Genomic DNA, 18,547 nt, shown 5'->3' with positions numbered 1-18,547 from the left:
TGTCCGGTGCAAGTCAAGCAAAGCCAAAGAAGCGATTGAAACAGTCTGCGACAAGGGCCGCGCCCTGCTCATCGTTCAGGTGCAGGTGGTGACCACCGGGTAGCGTCACCTGCTCAAAGGGTAGCTGCTCCAGCAAGCCGGTGTGGCGCGCCAGCATGCCGTCGGCGGCCACCACCAGTTGCGCCGGGCAATTCACCCGGCGCACATGGGCCATGGCCTGGGCTTCGCTCAGGCGCACGGGTGATGGCAGGGTCAGGCGGCTGTCGCTGCGCCAACTGTAGCCACCGGGCACCGGCATGAGGCCACGCTGGGCCAGCAACTCGGCCGCTTCGCGGCTGACTGCCACCATGCCCTTCATGCGGGCATATACGCCCTCTTCCAGCGTTGCGTACACCGACTTGCGTTTGCCATCCAGCCGCAGCTGGGCCTGAAGTGCCATTCCCAGGCGTTCGCCTGCGTCCTGCTCGGCCCCCGTTGGCGGGATGACGCCGTCGATCAGCGCCAGGTGGCTGACCCGGTCGGGCAAGGCGCCGGCCAGTTGCACCGAAATGATTGCACCTAGCGAATGGCCCAGCAGGGCGAAACGCTGCCAGCCCAGTTGCTCGGCCACACGCAGCACATCATGGGCGTAGTCGGCCAAGGCATAGCCGGCGCCGAGCGGGCGGTGTTCCGAGTAACCATGCCCGGCCAGGTCCAGGGCGACGATGCGCAGGCCCTTCAGTTGCGGCGCCAGGCGAGCCAAGCTGTTGGCGTTGTCCAGCCAACCGTGCAAGGCGATCACCGGCAACCCGTCCTCGGGGCCGAACAGGTGCGCAGCCAATTCGATATGGCCAAGGCTCAGGCGGACTTCCTCGACCTGCGCGCTCATGCCTGGCTCCAGCGGTCGAACAGGCCCTTGATAAGGCTGGCGGTGTCGGTCGGGCGCTCCAGCGGGAACATGTGCCCGCCAGGTACGCTGTGATATTCCCCCCTGGGCATACCACGCACCGCCAGGGTGTGGTGACGGCGGATAACGTTACTGCGCTCGCCACGCACCATGGCCAGCGGCACTTGCAACTGCCGTGCAGGCGCCGGGCTGGTGTGCGGGATGCTGCGGTAGATGCTGATTTCGGTGGCTGGATCGAAGCGCAGTTGCAGCCCCTGCTCCATCGCTTGCAGGCCGTGGTCTACATAGGCATCGAGGCACTCGGGGTCAAAGTGGCGAAACAGTGACTTACCGGCAAAATAGTCGCGCGCGCTGTCACGGTCGCTGAAGGTTTCGCGGCGCCCCAAGGTGCGGCCGGCCGGGGTGATGCGGTCAATGAAGCCGAATCGCTTGGCCGTGCGCAGCAGCCACTGGTCGGCACGGGTGAGTACCGGCGAGTCAAGCATGACCACGCCACGGTAGTACTCCGGGCGGCGCAGGGCCGCGTGCAAATGCAACACCCCGCCCAGCGAATGCCCCACGCCCCATACCGGCCCATCCTGCTGCGCCAGATGGTGCAACAGTTCATCCACCAGGCTTTGCCAGTTGTCGTCCACCGGAAAGCGCGGATCGTGCCCGTGCTGGGCCAGGTGCTGCACCTGGTAGTCCGGCGCCAGGGCAGCAAACAGCTTGCCGTAGGTAGCCGAGGGGAAACCGTTGGCATGAGCGAAGAAGATCTGCTGCGACATGGCGCCTGGTCCGGACGGGAATGATGGCCCATTGTCGGCATCGGGGCCCCGTTCGGCAATGTCCGGAAAGGTCATCGGCGAGGGCTATCAGGTCACGCCGACGGGTCGAAACTGGCAAGCGAACGATGCAGGCAGGCTTGCACGTAGCCCAGCTGGCTCTCCAGCGCTTCGCGGGCCTGACGCTGCTCCGTGTAGTCAAGCTGCAAGCGGCGCAGGGCCAGGCAGCTGGTTTGCAGCAAGCGGGACACCTGCAGGCAGGCATCCTGAAGGACAAGCAAGTCCTGCAGGCTGTTCTCTCTGTCAGCAGCGTTCAGCACGCTGCTGGTGTTGACCGTTTTCATCAGGCTGTAGAGCTTGGCATCGGCCGAGTCTCGCAGCAGGCTGTATCGGGCAAAGTCCAGTGCAATGCCTTGCTCGACCATGTCCAGGGTGGGCTGCAGATCCATGGAGCTCAACAGCTCCCCCATAACACCCTTCATACGCCGCTCCCTGCTTTGTGCCTTTCGGGCAACGCTAGCAAGGGGCCATCTACTGCGGCAACTGACAAAAATGCCAGTTGCCTTGCCGGTTTCAGGGTTTCAAGTTGGATAACTGATCCCATTGAGGGTCATCAACCCGGCCAGTGGCCAATCCCCTTCAAGCTCCGCCAGGCTGGCGGTGCTCATGGCTGCCGGCTGTTGCTGGTGACCATGCTCCAGCAACCCGACCAGGGTGCCCACCAGCGGCTGGTGGCTGACCAGCAGCACATGCTCCAGCCCCAACCGTTCAATTTCGCCGATCACCTGCTGCACGTCACTTTCGGGGGTCAGCCAGGGCACGGTACGCACCGGCTCGCTGAAACCCAGTGTGTCATGCACCAGCGCCGCCGTTTGCTGGGCGCGCACGTAGGGGCTGGCGACAATCGCCAGCAGCGGCTGCCCAAGCAGGCGTGCAGCGCTGTGCAGCACTTGCTCGCGCCCATGCGCCGTCAGCCGGCGCTCGGCATCAGTGTTGGCTCGCGGCTCGGCTTCACCGTGGCGCAGCACCCACAGCTTCACAGCTTGGGCTCCTCGTCCCGCACCGGGTGCGCAGCCGGGGCCACGGCATGCGGCGCCTCGCCTTCCGGGGCACGCGGTGCGGGCCAGTCGGCAAACGGCCAAGGCTTCTGGTCAGTGTGGAAGCTGCCGAAGCGGCCGATCTGCGCCAGGTACTGGCTCAGGCTGTCGCCGAAGTTCATCAGGCTGGCGCTGGGCGCACCATAGATCAGGCGGTAGATCAGCTGTACCAGCACCAAGCCACCGAGCAGCAATTCGGCCAGTTGCCAGACCACCAGGAACACCAGCATCCACAGGACCCGCAGGATGATCGACTCGCGCTGGGCGCGTTCGGGCGTATCGTTCATGTGTTGCTCCTTGCTGTGTCAGAGCCGCCAAGGGCTCAGTTGAAACCGCTGATGGAAATGAAATCGACATCGGTCTTGGGCTCGGCGCGCATCAGGTGCTCGATGACCTGGTTCAACGTGCGGCCTTCGAACAGGATGGCATGCAGGCCCGCTACCAGCGGCATGTAAACCTGCACTTCCTGGGCCTTGGCCTTGAGCACCTTGATTGTGTTGACGCCTTCGGCCACCTCGCCCAGGCGGCTGACCGCCTGTTCCAGGCTCAGGCCCTGGCCCAGGGCATGGCCCACCTGGTAATTGCGGCTCTTGGGTGAAGAGCAGGTAACGATCAGGTCACCAACGCCGGCCAGGCCCAGGAAGGTCATGGGGTTGGCCCCCTGGCTGACGGCAAAACGGGTCATCTCGGCCAGGGCGCGGGTAATCAGCATGCTCTTGGTGTTCTCGCCCATGCCCAGCGCCACGGCCATGCCGGCGATGATGGCGTATACGTTCTTCAGCGCCCCGCCCAGTTCGACGCCGAAGCGGTCAGTACTGGCGTAGACACGGAACGTACGGCCGTGCAGCACGGCCTGCACTTGCTGGCAGAGTTTTTCGTCCTCGCTGGCGACCACGGTAGCGGTGAGCGCGTGCTCGGCAATCTCACGGGCCAGGTTGGGCCCCGACAGCACGCCAATGCGGGCCTCGGGGGCGATCTCTTCAAGGATCTGGCTCATCAGCTTGAAGCTTTGCGCCTCGATACCCTTGGTCAGGCTGACCAGGCCCTTGCCGCGCAACAGCTCGGCGTGGGGGGCCAGCACACTGCGCAGGGCGCTGGATGGCAGGGCGACGAAAATCAGTTCGCTGGCCTGCAAGGTGGCCAGCAGGTCATTGACCGGTTCCACGCCATCATGCAGGCGGATGCCTTTGAGGTAGCGCGGGTTCTCGCGATTGACCCGCATGGCCTCGGCCTGCGCCGGGTCGCGCATCCATTGGCGCACCGGCATACCGTTTTCTGCCAGCAGGTTCGCCACGGCGGTGCCGAAGCTGCCGCCCCCCAGAACTGCAACAGGTTGCTGTTCAGTCATATCCAATCCGTTAAAGCCAAAAGTTAAGTGGCGACACCGCCATTATACGGCTCGCCTGCCATGCGCCAAGGCTAGCGATGCAGATGACACTGTCATGGCCACGTTGCAACAAATGTAGGAGCGAGCTTGCTCGCGATGCGCCGCGCGGGCGGCGCTCGGTTTCCGCCCCCATAAATGCGTCAAGACAGACACGCTGCAAAACACTTCACATCGCTGGCAAAACCCCCAAGGTCAGTTACCATGCCTGTTTCAATCCTGATACAAGGCCGCCCCGTGTTCCCTGGCACGCCCCCGTTCCCGCGCCTGCTCATACTGACCGCCCTGCTCGGTGGCCCAGCCATGGCCGACGATCTGTTCATCGACAACAGCGACCTGCCGCAGGTTCTGACTGCCACGCGCCTCAAACAATCCCCGGCGGCCGTCCCGGGCAGCATGACGGTGCTCGACAGCGACCTGATCCGCGCCAGCGGCGCTCGCGACATCCCCGAACTGCTGCGCCTGGTGCCGGGCATGATGATCGGCTACAGCGCCGGCAACCAGCCCACGGTGAACTACCACGGCAGCAACGCCAGCGAAGCGCGGCGCATGCAGGTACTGATCGATGGCCGCTCGGTGTACCGTGCCGGCCTGGCCACGGTGGACTGGAGCGATATTCCCCTGGCCATGGAAGACATCGAGCGCATCGAAGTGTTTCGCGGCCCCAACACGGTCAGCTACGGCGCCAACGCGCTGATGGCAGTGGTCAACATCCTCACCCGCAACCCCGCCGACAGCCATGGCACACGGATGAAAGTGACCCGCGGCCAGGATGGCATCAACGACTTCTATGCCAGCCACGGCTTCGGCTGGGACGGCGGCGACATGCGCCTGTCGCTGTCTGGCCAACAGGACGACGGTTTTGACCACGACCAGTTCGGCCAGGATTACCGCGACAGCCGCCGACTGACCCGTTTCAACCTCAGCGCCAGCCACAACCTGGCGGCCGACCAGACCCTGGAATGGCAGCTGGCAGCAAAGGAAGGCAGCAACCAGCGGCCCTATACCTATCAACCGGTATTCGCCAGGTACGAGGCCGGTAACAACGCGGACGTTAATGCCAAGGACTATGCCGGTTCGTTGCGCTGGACCAAGGATTTCAGTTCCGAGCACAGCCTTTATATCCAGGGCTCTGCGCAGCACTTCGACCGCCAGCAAGTGTGGCGTGCGTGTGACGCCTTGCAGTCATTCAGCCCGGAATTGACCCAGATCTGGCAACTGAACCCTGACTTCGCCGAAAAAGTGGCGCGAGGCATTGCTACCGGCGCCCCCCTTTCGACCAGTGACCCCGTGCTGGGTGGGCTTTTGCAGAAGGTGCAGCAGCAATGGGAAAACGGTGGCAAGCAGCAGGTGTGCGGCGACGTTGACCAGAGCACCCGCGAAACCCGTTATGACCTCGAAATCCAGGACACCCTGAGCCTGACCGACAGCCTGCGCCTGCTCAGCGGCATGAACTACCGCTATGATCGTGCCGACTCGCAGACCTATTTCAACGGCAGCATCGACGACCAGACATGGCGCCTGTTCGGCCAGCTGGAGTGGCGCGCCGACGAGCACTGGATCCTGCAGGGTGGAACAATGTTCGAAGACTCGCGCCTGTCCGGCAGCTCGCTGACCCCGCGTGTTGCGGTCAACTACCTGATCACCCCGCGCCACGGCCTGCGTGCGGTGTACTCCGAGGCGGTGCGCTCACCCGACATGTTCGAGAACAACATCAACTGGAGTTATACGGTCAAGAACCTGACCCCCAATGCATTCGGGCTGCAAAACGGCCAATACTTCGTCAAGACCCGCGGCCCGGGCGACCTCGACCAGGAGCGCATGCGCTCGCGCGAGCTGGGCTACAACGGTTACTTCAGCGACATCGACCTGAGCATGGATGTGAAGCTGTTCTACGACGAGATCACCGGAATGATCAGCGAGCCCCTGAAGAACAACCAGTACATCGCCAGCAACGCAAACAAGGCCAGGTTCAGTGGCAGCGAGGCGCAACTGGACTGGCGCCCCACCCTGCGTGACCGGCTGCGCCTGACCTACGCCTACGTCGACGCCTGGGCCAGCAACCCCAACGACAGCCGCCTCACTGCCCGCAACAGCGGCTCGGCCGGCTGGATGCGCGAATGGGGCGAGGGCTGGTCGAGCGCGCTGTTCTACTACGGCGACGATGCGCTCAACCAGTACCGCTACGAGCGCGTGGACCTGCGCGTGGCCAAGCGTTTTCGGGTGCAGGGCAGCAATCTGGAGCTGGCAGCGCTGTGGCAGCAGCGGCTGGACGATGAGCCGACCACCTACGTACAGAACCTTTACGACAGCCGCCACCGCTTCAGTGTCAGCGCGGAGCTGGAGTTCTGATGGCCCTGCTGCTGCGCCTGTTGTTGCTGTGCCTGTGGCCGCTGGGGCCGCTGTCTGCCAGCGAGATTCTGCTGGTAGGCGCCGAGGACCAGCCCGGCATCCGCAGCTTCGTCGCCGCACTCGAAAACCGTCGACCGCACGATCACGTACATTTCCAGGCCATCGCCGACCTGCCCCGCCCCGGCAAGCTCAAGGCCGACCAGCGCCTGATTCTGCTCGACAATGCCGCGCTGGAGTGGCGCCTGGGTGAAAACGCCGGCCCGCCGGCCCTGGTCATGCGGGTCAGCCGGGTACAGGCTGAACAGCGCCTGGGAAAGTCGCGCCCCGCGTTCCTCACCCTGCTGTGGAGCGACGCGCCGCTGGGCCGGCAATTGCGCCTGGCGCGTTACCTGTTGCCACAGGCACAGCGCATTGGTGTGCTGTACGGCGAACACAGTGCCTTCCTGCTTGAAGAGCTGCGCCATGCGGCCCGCCCGCTAGGCCTGGAGATCATTGCCCAGGACTGGCCCGACCTGCGTGACAGCCGGCCCCTGCAGCACCTGCTGGGCAACAGCGATGTGTTGCTGGGCCTGGACGACCCCGACTTGTACAACTCCAAGACGGCAAAGAACCTGCTGTTGAGCAGCTATGGCCGGCAAATGGCACTGATCGGCCCAAACGCCGGCTTCGTGCGCGCCGGTGCGCTGGCCAGCACCTACAGCGACCAGGATGACTGGCTGGCGGTGCTCGACCAGTTACTCGACCAACCCCCTGCGCGCTGGCCGCGCAGCCTGTACCCGGCACACTACGGGGTCAGCGGCAACCAACAGGTAGCCCGCGCCCTGGGCCTGGAACCGATCGATCCGAACGCCGCCGCCAAGGCCCTGGCCGAAGGAGAACCCACCCCATGAGCAAGCGCCTGAGCTGGGACATCCACACCCGCACCCAGATCATCAGCCTCGGCCCTGCCCTGCTGCTGACCCTGCTGCTGATCAGCTTCTTTACCTTCGTGCGTATCCAGGACTTGCGCCAGGAACTCAACCATACCGGGCAATTGATCGCCAACCAGCTGGCTCCGGCCTCGGAATACGGCGTGATTTCGGGCAACAACGAAGTGCTTGAAGGCCTGATGCGGGCGACCCTCAGCATCCCCCACGTGCGCTTCCTCGAAGTGCAGGACAGCCGCAACCACATCCTGGTGTACGTCGAGCAGTCCGATGAAAGCGCCAACCGTGCGCAGCGCGTCGAAGTGTTCCAGGCGCCCATCCGCCTGCAGCAGATTCGCCTGGACAGCGACTTCCTGCAGCAGGGCAAAGCCACCACACCTGCCATCGGCGATGACTACCTGGGCCGGGTGATCGTCGGCATGTCCGATGACGCCTTCAGCCAGCGCCAGCAGGAAATCGTGATCAAGGCCGGCATCCTGGCCCTGTTTGCCTTGCTGTTCACCTTCCTGCTGGCGCGCCGCCTGGCCCTGAGCCTGGCCAAGCCCATCAGCGACATGGGCCATGCAGTCAAGGCCATTCAACAAGGCGAATACAACACCCCGCTGCCCGTGGTGGATGACAGCGAGCTGGGCCACCTGGCGAGCCACATCAACAACCTGGCCAGCGCCCTGGAGCAGGCCAGCGATGAACAGAAGCAGGCCATCGCCGAGCTGATCCAGGCCCGCGAGGAGGCCGAGCAGGCCAACCGCGCAAAATCGGACTTCCTGGCAATGATGAGCCACGAGTTGCGCACGCCGATGAATGGCGTGCTCGGCATGCTGCAACTGCTGGAAACCACACCGCTGAGCAGCGAGCAGGCCGAATACACCGCCGTAGCCAGCGAATCCACCGGGCATTTGCTGAAAGTCATCAACGACATCCTCGATTTCTCGCGCATCGAGCGCGCCGCGCTGCAACTGGAATACATCGACTTCAACCTGGGCGACCTGATAACCAGCAGCGTCCAGTCGTTCCAGCACAGTGCCCAGCAACGCGGCCTGGACTTGCACCTGCAACTGCCAGCCGGCATCGAGCCGTTGCAAGTGAACGGCGACCCCACGCGCATACGCCAGATCCTGCTGAACCTGGTCGGCAACGCACTGAAGTTCACCGAGCGTGGCCAGGTACAGGTGGAGGCGCGCTGGCAGGTGCTCGACCGGCAGTTGATCTGGCTGACCTGCAGCGTGCGCGATACCGGTATCGGCATCGACAGCGACCGCCTGGAAATGATGTTTGTCGCCTTCCAGCAGGCCGACAGCTCCATCTCCCGCCGTTATGGCGGCACCGGGCTGGGCCTGTCGATTGCCCGCACCCTGGCCGAACGCATGGGCGGCAAGCTTCGCGGTGAAAGCCGCGCGGGCCTTGGCTCCACGTTTACCCTCGAGATGCCCCTGGCCCTGGCCGGCCCTCCACCCAGCCCGCCGGCCTTGCCAACCCACAAGGCTACGACCATGCCCGGCAGCGACCAGGTGCTCCTGGTAGAGGACAATCCGGTCAACCAGAGCGTCATTGAAGCCATGCTTCGCAGCCTGGGCCTGGCGGTATGCACGGCGGAAGATGGCCTTGAGGCAGTGGACCTTGTCAGCCGCCAGCGCTTCGCTGCCGTGCTGATGGACTGTCGCCTGCCACACCTGGACGGCTATGAGGCGACCCGGCGTATCCGCCAGCTGGCCAACGGCGCCGGGTTACCGATCATCGCCCTGACCGCCAACGCCTTGCAGGGCGACCGCGAGCGTTGCATCGCCGCCGGCATGGATGACTACCTGAGCAAACCCTTGCGCCGCACCGAACTGCAGCAAGTGTTGCAGCGCTGGCTACCCGGTCGGACAACCGCGACTGGCGATAAATGCTAAAGTGCGGCAGTCTTAAGGACTGGACAGGACCGTCGTCGGACCTGAAAATAGACGTTTCAGTGCACACCTGTACTTCTTTCGCCAGGTGCGCTGTGACTTTCACCACAACGCAATAGTCTACCTGTAGGCTGCCGCCCCAAAGCTTTTGCTTTTCGGGACGGCCGGGAAGATTCATCCCCTGCCACAGGGGGTTATTGAGGAGCTCGCATGACCAAACAACACGCCTTTACTCGGGAAGACCTGCTGCGCTGCAGTCGCGGTGAGCTGTTCGGCCCAGGTAATGCGCAACTGCCCGCGCCGAACATGCTGATGGTCGATCGCATCACCCATATCAGCGAAGAAGGCGGCAAGTACGGCAAAGGTGAATTGGTCGCCGAGCTGGATATCACCCCGGACCTGTGGTTCTTTGCCTGCCACTTCGAAGGCGACCCGGTAATGCCGGGCTGCCTGGGCCTCGATGCCATGTGGCAGCTGGTAGGTTTCTTCCTCGGCTGGCAAGGCCTGCCGGGCCGCGGTCGCGCCCTGGGTTCGGGCGAAGTGAAATTCTTTGGCCAGGTATTGCCGGTTGCCAAGAAAGTCACTTACAACATTCAGATCAAGCGCGTCCTGAAGGGCAAGCTGAACATGGCCATCGCCGATGGCTCGGTCAGCGTCGACGGCCGCGAGATCTACACCGCCGAAGGCCTGCGGGTCGGCGTGTTCACCTCCACTGACAATTTCTAAGGGTTATTCGCATGCGCCGCGTCGTTATCACTGGTCTGGGCATCGTATCGTGCCTGGGCAATGACAAAGCTACCGTCACCGAAAACCTGCGCAACAGCCGTCCGGGTATCCGCTTCAACCCGGAATACAAGGAAATGGGGCTGCGTAGCCAGGTTTCCGGGTCCATCGACCTCAACCTCGAAGAACTGATCGACCGCAAGGTCTACCGCTTCGTCGGTCACGCTGCTGCTTACGCCTACCTGGCCATGCAGGACGCGATCAAGGACGCTGGCCTGACCGAAGAGCAGGTTTCCAACCCGCGCACCGGCCTGGTAGCCGGCTCCGGCGGCGCCTCGACCCTGAACCAGATGGAAGCGCTGGACACCCTGCGTGAGAAAGGCGTCAAGCGCGTCGGCCCATACCGCGTAACCCGCACCATGGGCAGCACCGTTTCGGCGTGCCTGGCCACCCCGTTCAAGATCAAGGGTATCAACTACTCGATCTCGTCGGCCTGCGCCACCTCGGCACACTGCATCGGCACCGCCCTGGAGCAGATCCAGTGGGGCAAGCAGGACATCGTCTTCGCCGGTGGCGGTGAAGAAGAGCACTGGAGCCAGTCGTTCCTGTTCGATGCCATGGGCGCCCTGTCGACCAAGCGCAACGAAACCCCGGAACTGGCCTCGCGCGCCTACGACGCCGACCGTGATGGCTTCGTCATCGCGGGTGGTGGTGGCATGGTAGTGGTCGAGGAACTGGAACACGCCCTGGCCCGTGGCGCCAAGATCTACGCCGAAATCGTTGGCTACGGTGCCACTTCCGACGGTTACGACATGGTTGCCCCGAGCGGCGAAGGTGCCATCCGCTGCATGCAGCAGGCACTGTCCACCGTCGACACCCCGATCGACTACCTGAACACCCACGGCACCTCGACCCCGGTCGGTGACGTTGCCGAGATCAAGGGCGTTCGCGCAGTATTCGGCGACAAGGCACCGAAGATCAGCTCGACCAAGAGCCTGTCCGGCCACTCGCTGGGCGCCGCTGGCGTGCACGAAGCGATCTACTGCCTGCTGATGATGGAAAACAACTTCATCGCCGGCTCCGCCAACATCGACGAACTGGACCCGGAAGTCGCTGACCTGCCGATCCAGCTTAAAACCGAAGAAAACGCCAAGATCGACACGGTCATGAGCAACAGCTTCGGCTTTGGCGGCACCAACGCCACCCTGGTGCTCAAGCGCTGGGAAGGCAAGTGATTCGCTGATGCGGTAATCGAAAACGCCCCGACTGGTTCGGGGCGTTTTTATTTGTGTTGCCTGTGCTGGCCCTATCGCCGGCAAGCCAGCTCCCACAGGACTCCACGGGGCCCGAAGCTTGTGCAGGACCTGTGGGAGCTGGCTTGCCGGCGATAGGGCCAGCACAGGCAACCCATTACTTCTGCTTAGGCAGTACAGCCAGAAAATTCTCCTTGGCCACTTTGTTGGCTACCGCCTCCGGCAACGCATCCAGAAACGGCCTGAACCCGTGCATCTGCTCCCCCAGGCTGCCAAACCGCCCCACCACATCCGACCCCAGCATGAACCGCTCCGGGTACTTCTCGACCAACGCCAGCCATTGCTTGCGCGGCACACCTTTAGCATCCAGCAGGTAAGGCTGCAGCACACTCCACGACAGGTCCACATACAGGTTCGGGTAATCCTCCAGCAACCGCGTCAGCACCGGCAGCAGAAAATCCATCTGCGTCTGGTGCCGGTGTATCTCCATGCTGCTGCCGGCGTGCGCCCAGATAAACCGGGTGTGCGGGTGGTTGCGCAGCGGCTCTTCGATTTCAGCCAGGTACAGCGGGTTGCGCTCGCGCTTGGAGGTGATGTTGGAATGCAGCAACACCGGTAAGTCACGCTCAGCGGCCAAATGGTAGATACGCGTCATGGCTTCGTTGTTGGCCCGTGGCGTGTCACCACTGGTGAGCGCTGTCAGGTCATCGTGACGGGTAAACACCTCGCCAATGCCCTGCCACAGCCCTGGATACAGCTCCAGCATCCGCTCGATGTGGCTGACCGCATTCTTGTCCACCGGATTGAAGCCGGTCAGGAACGGATGAAAGCGCTTGCGCTGCTCAGCCGGCAACTGCTGCAGGGCTGCGGCCACATAGGTGTCGGTGGCGCTGTACCAGTAGGCATCGGCGTCGTCACCGGCGTAGTAGCGCGGGCGCTTGGGCTCGTCTTCGTGCCACTTCTTGGCCACCGGTATGCCGGAAATCATCGATTGCTCGATGCCTGCGGCGTCCATGGCCTTCAGCAACGCTGGCATGCCTTCGCTCTCCTGGAAGAAGTCGACGTAATGCAGGTGGGCATCGCTGTAGCGGTAGTCACGCGCGTGTGCCGCCTGGCACAGCCAGCCCATCAACAACACGCAGAACAGCGCTTTGGCAAGCATGGGCAACTTCCTTATCCGAGTGCGGGAACAGTAGACCTGCCGGCAAACGGGACGGTTCAGCCGAGGCAGGTAAACCGCTATGCTTGAGGCATTTCCAACTCAACTGGAGCCCGCCCCATGAGCAGCCCCTTGATCATCCGCCCGCGTGCCGAATCGGTCGAGGGCCAGCCGATCCTGCGCCCGCTGCCGGCAGCCCAGTGCCGCAGTGTCGGCCCGTTCGTGTTTTTCGACCATATGCTGGAAACCGACTATGCCCCAGGGCATGGCATGGACATCCGCCAGCACCCGCACATCGGTTTGTCGACCCTTACCTACCTGTTCGAGGGGGCGATCCTGCACAAGGACAGCCTGGGCTCGGAGCAGCGCGTACTGCCCGGCGATGTCAGCTGGATGACGGCGGGCAGCGGCGTGGCCCATGTCGAGCGCACGCCTGCCGATGCCCTGGCCCATGGCTCGCGCCTACACGGCTTGCAGGTGTGGCTGGCCTCGCCGCGTGAACATGAACAAGGCGCGGCAAGCTATAGCCATCACCCGGCGGCAAGCCTGCCAGTCAGTGACAGCCTGGGGGTGCGCATTTGCATGATTGCCGGTAGCGGGTTCTGCCTGGAGTCACCGGTGCCAGTGCTGTCCCCTACCCTTTATGCGCATGTGCGGATGCAGCCCGCGACTACCCTGCTGGTGCCGAATGAGCATGCGCAGCGGGCGCTGTATCTGCTGGATGGGGAGTTGTTGATGGATGAGGAGGACGTGGAGCCGTGCAGCCTGGTGGTGCTGCCGGAGGGTGAAGAGGTAACGCTGTATGCGGAGGAAGAATGCCAGTTGGTGCTGATTGGTGGCGCGCCGCTGGATGGGCCGCGGCGGATGAACTGGAATTTCGTGGCCAGTGAACCGGAGCTGATCGAGCGGGCCAGGGCGCGGTGGGCGGCGGGGGATTGGCCGGTGGTGCCGGGGGAAATGTCGAGGATAGAGTTACCCAGGTGATTTTGGGGCTGCTTTGCAGCCCATCGCCGGCAAGCCAGCTCCCACAACAACGACGTACGCTGTACCTGTGGGAGCGGGCGTGCCCGCGAAGGGCTGCAAAGCAGCCCCAATTCACAGTCAGCGGTGGAACACTTCAGTCAGCAGGTTATGCATCGAGCGGAACGCCCGTTCCGAAGTACGCCGGTCATACTGCATCTTGCCCGGCACATTGGCGCCCGGGTCGGTAAACGAATGCACCGCCCCACCATAGCTCAGCAACTGCCAGTCCACCTTGGCCGCGTTCATCTCGTCTTCGAATGCCGGCAACTGCTCCTTCGGCACCAGCGGGTCGGAAGCACCATGCAGCACCAGCACCGAGCCCTTGATGCGCTTGGCATCTTCCGGGTTCGGCGTGTCCAGCGTGCCATGGAACGACACCGCTGCACGCAGGTCGGCACCGGTGCGCGCCAACTCCAGCGCACAGCAGCCACCAAAGCAGAAACCGAACGTGGCAACCTTGCCCGGCTCCAGCAGCGCCTTTGACTGCCCCAACAACTGCGCCAAGGCTTCCTGCATACGCTTGCGCAGCTCGCCCCGGTCGTTCTTCAGCGGCATCATCGCCGCGCCGGCCTCATCAGCATTGGACGGACGCACTGACTGCCCGTACAAGTCGGCAATCAGCACCACATAGCCTTTTTCGGCCACTTCCTTGGCAATGCGCTCAGCCCCTTCGCCAATGCCCATCCAGTTCGGCGCCATCACCAGGCCAGGCCGGCCCAGCGCCCCTGGCTCATAGACCAGGCGGCTTTCGTAGCTTTTGCCGGACAGGTGATAAACCAGCGATTCGACGATTACCTTGCTCATCAAGCACTCCTTAGGCACTTACTATAAAAAGCCTGCCATGAAAAAAGCCCGCCGAAGCGGGCTTTCCTTTACATCAACTCAAGCAGACAGCTCGACCAGCAGCTTGTTCAGGCGACGAACGTAGGCCGCCGGGTCCTTCAAGCTGTCACCGGCCGCCAGGGCCGCCTGATCGAACAGGATGTGCGACAACTCGGCGAAGCGGTCTTCGCTCTGCTCGTTATCCAGCTTCTCGATCAGCGGGTGGCTCGGGTTGAACTCGAAGATCGGCTTGGACTCCGGCACTTTCTGCCCGCTGGCCTCCAGGATCTGGCGCATCTGCAGGCCCAGGTCCTGTTCGCCAATGGCGAGGATCGCCGGCGAATCGGTCAGGCGGTGCGAAACGCGCACTTCGGCCACGCTGTCACCCAGCGCACCCTTCAGGCGCTCGACCAGGCCTTCCTTGTCCTTGGCCACTTCTTCCTGGGCCTTCTTGTCTTCTTCCGAATCCAGGTTGCCCAGGTCCAGGTCGCCACGGGCGACGTCGACAAAGGCCTTGCCGTCGAACTCGTTAAGGTAGCTCATCAGCCACTCGTCGATGCGGTCGGTCAGCAGCAGCACTTCGATGCCTTTCTTGCGGAAGACTTCCAGGTGCGGGCTGTTCTTGACCTGCGCGTACGACTCGCCGGTGAGGTAATAAATCTTGTCCTGGCCTTCCTTGGCACGGGCCAGGTAGTCGGCCAGGGCGACGCTTTGCTCGCCGCTGTCGTCCTGGGTAGAAGCGAAGCGCAGCAGGCCGGCGATCTTTTCCTTGTTGGCGAAGTCTTCGGCCGGGCCTTCCTTCAGCACCTGGCCGAAGTTTTTCCAGAAGCCCTTGTACTGCTCAGGCTCGTTCTTCGCCAGCTTCTCCAGCATGTCCAGCACGCGCTTGGTCAGCGCGGTCTTCATCGAATCGATGATCGGGTCTTTCTGCAGGATTTCCCGCGACACGTTCAGCGACAGGTCGTTGGAGTCGACCACACCCTTGATGAAACGCAGGTACAGCGGCAGGAACGACTCGGCCTGGTCCATGATGAACACGCGCTGCACGTACAGCTTCAGGCCGCGTGGCGCTTCGCGCTGGTACAGGTCGAACGGCGCACGGGCCGGCACGTACAGCAGCGAGTTGTATTCCAGCTTGCCTTCGACCTTGTTGTGGCTCCAGGCCAGCGGGTTTTCGAAGTCATGGCCGATGTGCTTGTAGAACTCCTGGTACTCCTCGTCCTTCACCTCGGTGCGCGAACGGGTCCACAGGGCGCTGGCGCGGTTGACGGTTTCCCATTCTTCGGCCGGCTGCTCTTCGCCTTCGGCGCCAGCCTGCTCTTTCGGCAACTGGATCGGCAGGGCGATGTGGTCGGAGTACTTCTTGACCACGTTGCGCAGGCGCCAGCCATCGGCAAATTCTTTCTCTTCCTGTTTCAGGTGCAGGACGATACGGGTGCCGCGCTGTGGCTTGTCGATCGTGGCGACTTCGAACTCACCCTCGCCTTTCGACGACCAGTGCACACCTTCAGCGGCTGGCTGACCGGCACGACGGCTGTATACGTCGACTTTGTCGGCCACGATGAACGCGGAGTAGAACCCTACGCCGAACTGACCGATCAGGTGCGAGTCCTTCTTCTGGTCACCGGTGAGGTTTTTCATGAAGTCGGCGGTGCCGGACTTGGCGATGGTACCCAGGTGGGCGATGACGTCTTCGCGGCTCATGCCGATGCCGTTGTCCTCAAGGGTAACGGTACCGGCATCCTTGTCGAAGCTCAGGCGAATCTTCAGGTCGGCGTCATTTTCGAGCAGCTCTGGCTTGGCCAGGGCTTCGAAACGCAGCTTGTCGGCGGCGTCGGAGGCGTTGGAAACCAGCTCCCGCAGGAAGATTTCCTTGTTCGAGTACAGCGAGTGAATCATGAGGTGCAGCAGTTGCTTTACCTCGGTCTGGAAGCCCAACGTTTCCTTTTGTGTTTCCACAGTCATGGTCTTCGAAACTCCGATCTGATGGCAGTTGGCGCCTGGCGGCCGACTCGGCCTGCGTTAACGGCGGATGTCATTCAGATGGGGGCTGCCCGGATGATTTCAAGGGCTTTTCCGGCTCGATCTTGAAATGCGCCCGGGCCGTGGCAATCGGCGCCTGCCGGTCACCTTGCCAGGCGGTGATGGCCACGTTGGTTACCCGGCGGCCCTGGCGCCACAGTTGGCACTGTGCGTAGGTATCGCGCAAATGCCCGGCGCGCAGGTAGTCGATTGAAAAGTCGATGATCTTCGGGATGCTCACGCTTTCGCTGTAGATCAACAGGTACAACGCGGCGGACAGCTCCATGAAACCCGCTATCACACCGCCGTGGATGGCAGGGAGCAACGGATTGCCGATGTTGTCGGGGTTGGCCGGCAAGCGGAAAAGCAGGTCATCGCCCTGGCGTTCGCATACGATGCCGATCAGCCCGGCATAGGGGATCAGCGCCAGCAATGGCCCGTAGTCTCCCACCGCGTGGGCGGCGTTGAGTTGCTGGCGAACCGCGTACGGAATCATGCCCCACCCTCCTTCAGGCTGTTGCCGAAACGGATACCGCCCTTGATCTCCTGCCCCAGGCGCATGAACGTGCCCACCACCTGGCAGATCGGCTGGTCGGGGTCATCCTGGTAGGCGGTTCCACGGGTGAATATCACATCGCGGGTGACCCGGTAACACTGGGCGTGGCCATAGATGTCCTTGCCGGCCTCGGCCGGGTGCATGTAGTCGATTCGCAGGTCCAGGGTGGGGCACACCTCGAAGCGCGGCAGTACGCACAGCGTGGCCATGCCGCAGGTGGTGTCCATCAGCGTGGTCAGCGCGCCGCCATGCACGGCGCCGGTTTGCGGGTTGCCGACAATCGCTGGCGACCAGGGCATGACGAGGGTCATGCCATCGCCATCAGCCAGCGCTACATGCATCTGCAACAACTGGCAATGTTTGAGGGCCGAGAGAAAACGTTCGGCCATGGCCATCAAGGTTGAATCGCTCATTCGCTGTTTCCACCCGTACTGCCGCAGCGGCATAAAAACGTTAAAAAGTCTATATAGAACGGGGCGTTATATATCTGTAACCTTCGCGGAACTTATTCCGCGTAGTTGCACTCGAAGGAACAAGTCACTTATTCCACCAAGGAGAAACACCCCCATGCGTAAACCTTTTGCTTTTGCTCTGATGCTGGCCGCTGCCATGGGCCTGGCCGCTTGCGATAAAGCGAGCGAAGACAAAGCCCAGGACGCACAGCAACACGCCGAGCAAGCCCAGGAAAAAATGGGTGAAGCTCAGGATAAAATGAACGAGGCCGCCAAGGAAAACGCCGAAGCCGCCAAAGATCAGGCTGAAGCCGAGCAGAAAGCTGCCGAAGAGGCCGCACCGGCTACTCCGGCTCCAGAAGCCGCACCAGCCGCTCCGGCGACCGAAGCTGCTCCGGCCGAACCTGCCAAGCAGTAATTGGCTAAAACAAAAAAACCCGACTTTGTCGGGTTTTTTTGTATCTGTATTTAATGGGTTAAACGTTTTAGCTAACTGGTTGGGTAGTGTCCTTGGCCGGTTCGCCCGGCATACTTTCGGTCGGTGTGAACACCATCACATCCAGCACATCCGAATGGAACTCGCGACGGTACAGGATAAAAACCACCCCGACACTCATGACCATGAACAACCAAGGGCTGATGAACCAGCTCAGCATGGCCATACCGAAGTAATACGAACGCAGCCCCAGGTTGAACTGGTTAGCCGCAAGCGACAACACGCGCGCTGCCCGCAAAGCGAATGCCTTGCGCTCCAGTTCATTGACCAGGCGTTCACCAATCATGGGCGCCGACCCCACCAGCACAGCGGCAAAGTTGTACTGACGCATGCACCAGCTGAAGGTGAAGAAGGCATAGACAAAAACCGTCGCCAGGCACAGCAGCTTGATCTCCGACATGCCCTGGGAGGCCTGCTGTACCAGCGGCAGGTCGGCCAGCAGCGACAGCGCCCGGTCAGAAGCGCCAAGCACGGTCAGAATGCCGGCAAGGATGATCAGGGTACTGGAGGCAAAGAACGAAGCGTTGCGCTCAAGGTTGCCGATCACGCTGGCATCGGCAATGCGGTTATCGCGCAGCAGCATGCGGCGCATCCAGTCTTCGCGGTACAGGTGCAACACGCTGGCCAGGCATGCCGTGTCGCGCCCTTTCCAGATGGCATAGCGGGTGTAACCGCCCCAGCACAGGGCAAACCAGGCAATGGCCAGCAGGTTGTTGAAGTTGCTTTGGATGAAGTTCATGTAA

The 18,547-nt window shown here is 62.5% G+C and carries 19 protein-coding genes; 7 read left to right on the top strand and 12 right to left on the bottom strand.

Going from position 1 to position 18,547, the window contains the following annotated elements:
- Positions 1 to 13 precede the first annotated feature (13 nt).
- The 6 genes from ACFY9W_RS07675 to ACFY9W_RS07650 all read right to left on the bottom strand — a co-directional run bounded on the left by ACFY9W_RS07675 (position 14) and on the right by ACFY9W_RS07650 (position 4,095).
- The gene (locus ACFY9W_RS07675; protein WP_391127959.1) at positions 14 to 868 is read right to left on the bottom strand and encodes an alpha/beta fold hydrolase; all 855 of its coding nucleotides are present in this window, start codon (positions 866 to 868) and stop codon (positions 14 to 16) included.
- Positions 865 to 1,653 (bottom strand): alpha/beta fold hydrolase, encoded by a 789-nt coding sequence (locus ACFY9W_RS07670; RefSeq protein ID WP_391127956.1) that lies wholly within the window; start codon positions 1,651 to 1,653, stop codon positions 865 to 867. The genes ACFY9W_RS07675 and ACFY9W_RS07670 overlap by 4 nt, the downstream gene beginning before the upstream one ends.
- Positions 1,654 to 1,745: 92 nt before the next feature.
- Positions 1,746 to 2,132, bottom strand: a complete 387-nt coding sequence (locus ACFY9W_RS07665; protein WP_391127953.1) for a hypothetical protein — start codon at positions 2,130 to 2,132, stop codon at positions 1,746 to 1,748.
- 99 nt (positions 2,133 to 2,231) lie between these two features.
- Positions 2,232 to 2,690, bottom strand: a complete 459-nt coding sequence (gene sixA / locus ACFY9W_RS07660; RefSeq protein ID WP_391127950.1) for a phosphohistidine phosphatase SixA — start codon at positions 2,688 to 2,690, stop codon at positions 2,232 to 2,234.
- On the bottom strand, positions 2,687 to 3,034 hold the full coding sequence (locus ACFY9W_RS07655; protein ID WP_391127947.1) for a DUF4389 domain-containing protein: 348 nt from the start codon (positions 3,032 to 3,034) through the stop codon (positions 2,687 to 2,689). Before ACFY9W_RS07655 ends, sixA begins: the two co-directional genes overlap by 4 nt.
- A 35-nt stretch (positions 3,035 to 3,069) precedes the next feature.
- Positions 3,070 to 4,095: an NAD(P)H-dependent glycerol-3-phosphate dehydrogenase gene (locus ACFY9W_RS07650; RefSeq protein ID WP_391127945.1), complete on the bottom strand. Its 1,026-nt coding sequence runs from the start codon at positions 4,093 to 4,095 to the stop codon at positions 3,070 to 3,072.
- A gap of 240 nt (positions 4,096 to 4,335) precedes the next feature.
- Here ACFY9W_RS07650 and ACFY9W_RS07645 point away from each other — a divergent pair, with 240 nt between their 5' ends.
- The 5 genes from ACFY9W_RS07645 (at position 4,336) to fabB (ending at position 11,256) form a co-directional block, all read left to right on the top strand.
- On the top strand, positions 4,336 to 6,483 hold the full coding sequence (locus ACFY9W_RS07645) for a TonB-dependent receptor domain-containing protein (RefSeq protein ID WP_391127942.1): 2,148 nt from the start codon (positions 4,336 to 4,338) through the stop codon (positions 6,481 to 6,483).
- Positions 6,483 to 7,373, top strand: a complete 891-nt coding sequence (locus ACFY9W_RS07640; protein ID WP_391127939.1) for an ABC transporter substrate-binding protein — start codon at positions 6,483 to 6,485, stop codon at positions 7,371 to 7,373. Before ACFY9W_RS07645 ends, ACFY9W_RS07640 begins: the two co-directional genes overlap by 1 nt.
- The gene (locus tag ACFY9W_RS07635) at positions 7,370 to 9,301 is read left to right on the top strand and encodes an ATP-binding protein (RefSeq protein WP_391127936.1); all 1,932 of its coding nucleotides are present in this window, start codon (positions 7,370 to 7,372) and stop codon (positions 9,299 to 9,301) included. The genes ACFY9W_RS07640 and ACFY9W_RS07635 overlap by 4 nt, the downstream gene beginning before the upstream one ends.
- Before the next feature lie 207 nt (positions 9,302 to 9,508).
- Positions 9,509 to 10,024, top strand: coding sequence for a 3-hydroxyacyl-[acyl-carrier-protein] dehydratase FabA (gene fabA / locus ACFY9W_RS07630; protein ID WP_391127933.1), 516 nt, complete (start codon positions 9,509 to 9,511; stop codon positions 10,022 to 10,024).
- A gap of 11 nt (positions 10,025 to 10,035) precedes the next feature.
- Positions 10,036 to 11,256, top strand: a complete 1,221-nt coding sequence (fabB, locus tag ACFY9W_RS07625) for a beta-ketoacyl-ACP synthase I (RefSeq protein WP_391127930.1) — start codon at positions 10,036 to 10,038, stop codon at positions 11,254 to 11,256.
- 175 nt (positions 11,257 to 11,431) lie between these two features.
- Here fabB and ACFY9W_RS07620 read toward each other — a convergent pair whose 3' ends face one another.
- The gene (locus ACFY9W_RS07620; RefSeq protein WP_391127927.1) at positions 11,432 to 12,436 is read right to left on the bottom strand and encodes an amidohydrolase family protein; all 1,005 of its coding nucleotides are present in this window, start codon (positions 12,434 to 12,436) and stop codon (positions 11,432 to 11,434) included.
- 117 nt (positions 12,437 to 12,553) lie between these two features.
- Here ACFY9W_RS07620 and ACFY9W_RS07615 point away from each other — a divergent pair, with 117 nt between their 5' ends.
- Complete coding sequence (locus ACFY9W_RS07615) at positions 12,554 to 13,417, top strand: pirin family protein (protein WP_391127925.1); 864 nt, start codon at positions 12,554 to 12,556, stop codon at positions 13,415 to 13,417.
- Between the two features lie 117 nt (positions 13,418 to 13,534).
- Here the strand turns inward: ACFY9W_RS07615 and ACFY9W_RS07610 are convergent, their stop codons facing one another.
- The 4 genes from ACFY9W_RS07610 to ACFY9W_RS07595 all read right to left on the bottom strand — a co-directional run bounded on the left by ACFY9W_RS07610 (position 13,535) and on the right by ACFY9W_RS07595 (position 17,269).
- Positions 13,535 to 14,260, bottom strand: a complete 726-nt coding sequence (locus ACFY9W_RS07610; RefSeq protein ID WP_391127922.1) for a dienelactone hydrolase family protein — start codon at positions 14,258 to 14,260, stop codon at positions 13,535 to 13,537.
- Between the two features lie 78 nt (positions 14,261 to 14,338).
- Positions 14,339 to 16,243: a molecular chaperone HtpG gene (gene htpG, locus ACFY9W_RS07605; RefSeq protein ID WP_391127919.1), complete on the bottom strand. Its 1,905-nt coding sequence runs from the start codon at positions 16,241 to 16,243 to the stop codon at positions 14,339 to 14,341.
- A 70-nt stretch (positions 16,244 to 16,313) separates the two neighbouring features.
- Positions 16,314 to 16,796 carry a hotdog domain-containing protein gene (locus ACFY9W_RS07600; RefSeq protein ID WP_391127916.1) on the bottom strand — a complete coding sequence of 161 codons (483 nt, stop codon included), beginning with the start codon at positions 16,794 to 16,796 and terminating at the stop codon, positions 16,314 to 16,316.
- Positions 16,793 to 17,269: a hotdog fold thioesterase gene (locus tag ACFY9W_RS07595; RefSeq protein ID WP_391127913.1), complete on the bottom strand. Its 477-nt coding sequence runs from the start codon at positions 17,267 to 17,269 to the stop codon at positions 16,793 to 16,795. The genes ACFY9W_RS07600 and ACFY9W_RS07595 overlap by 4 nt, the downstream gene beginning before the upstream one ends.
- A 154-nt stretch (positions 17,270 to 17,423) precedes the next feature.
- Between ACFY9W_RS07595 and ACFY9W_RS07590 the strand changes: the two genes are divergently transcribed.
- Positions 17,424 to 17,726 (top strand): hypothetical protein, encoded by a 303-nt coding sequence (locus tag ACFY9W_RS07590; protein ID WP_391128247.1) that lies wholly within the window; start codon positions 17,424 to 17,426, stop codon positions 17,724 to 17,726.
- A gap of 67 nt (positions 17,727 to 17,793) precedes the next feature.
- Here ACFY9W_RS07590 and ACFY9W_RS07585 read toward each other — a convergent pair whose 3' ends face one another.
- The gene (locus ACFY9W_RS07585) at positions 17,794 to 18,543 is read right to left on the bottom strand and encodes a DUF599 family protein (protein ID WP_391127910.1); all 750 of its coding nucleotides are present in this window, start codon (positions 18,541 to 18,543) and stop codon (positions 17,794 to 17,796) included.
- Positions 18,544 to 18,547: the final 4 nt, after the last annotated feature.

This window comes from Pseudomonas sp. NPDC008258 (genome assembly GCF_042956345.1).
GTDB lineage: Bacteria > Pseudomonadota > Gammaproteobacteria > Pseudomonadales > Pseudomonadaceae > Aquipseudomonas.
The sequence above is the reverse complement of the archived record's forward strand: the minus strand, read 5'-3'. Positions and strand labels throughout refer to the sequence as shown.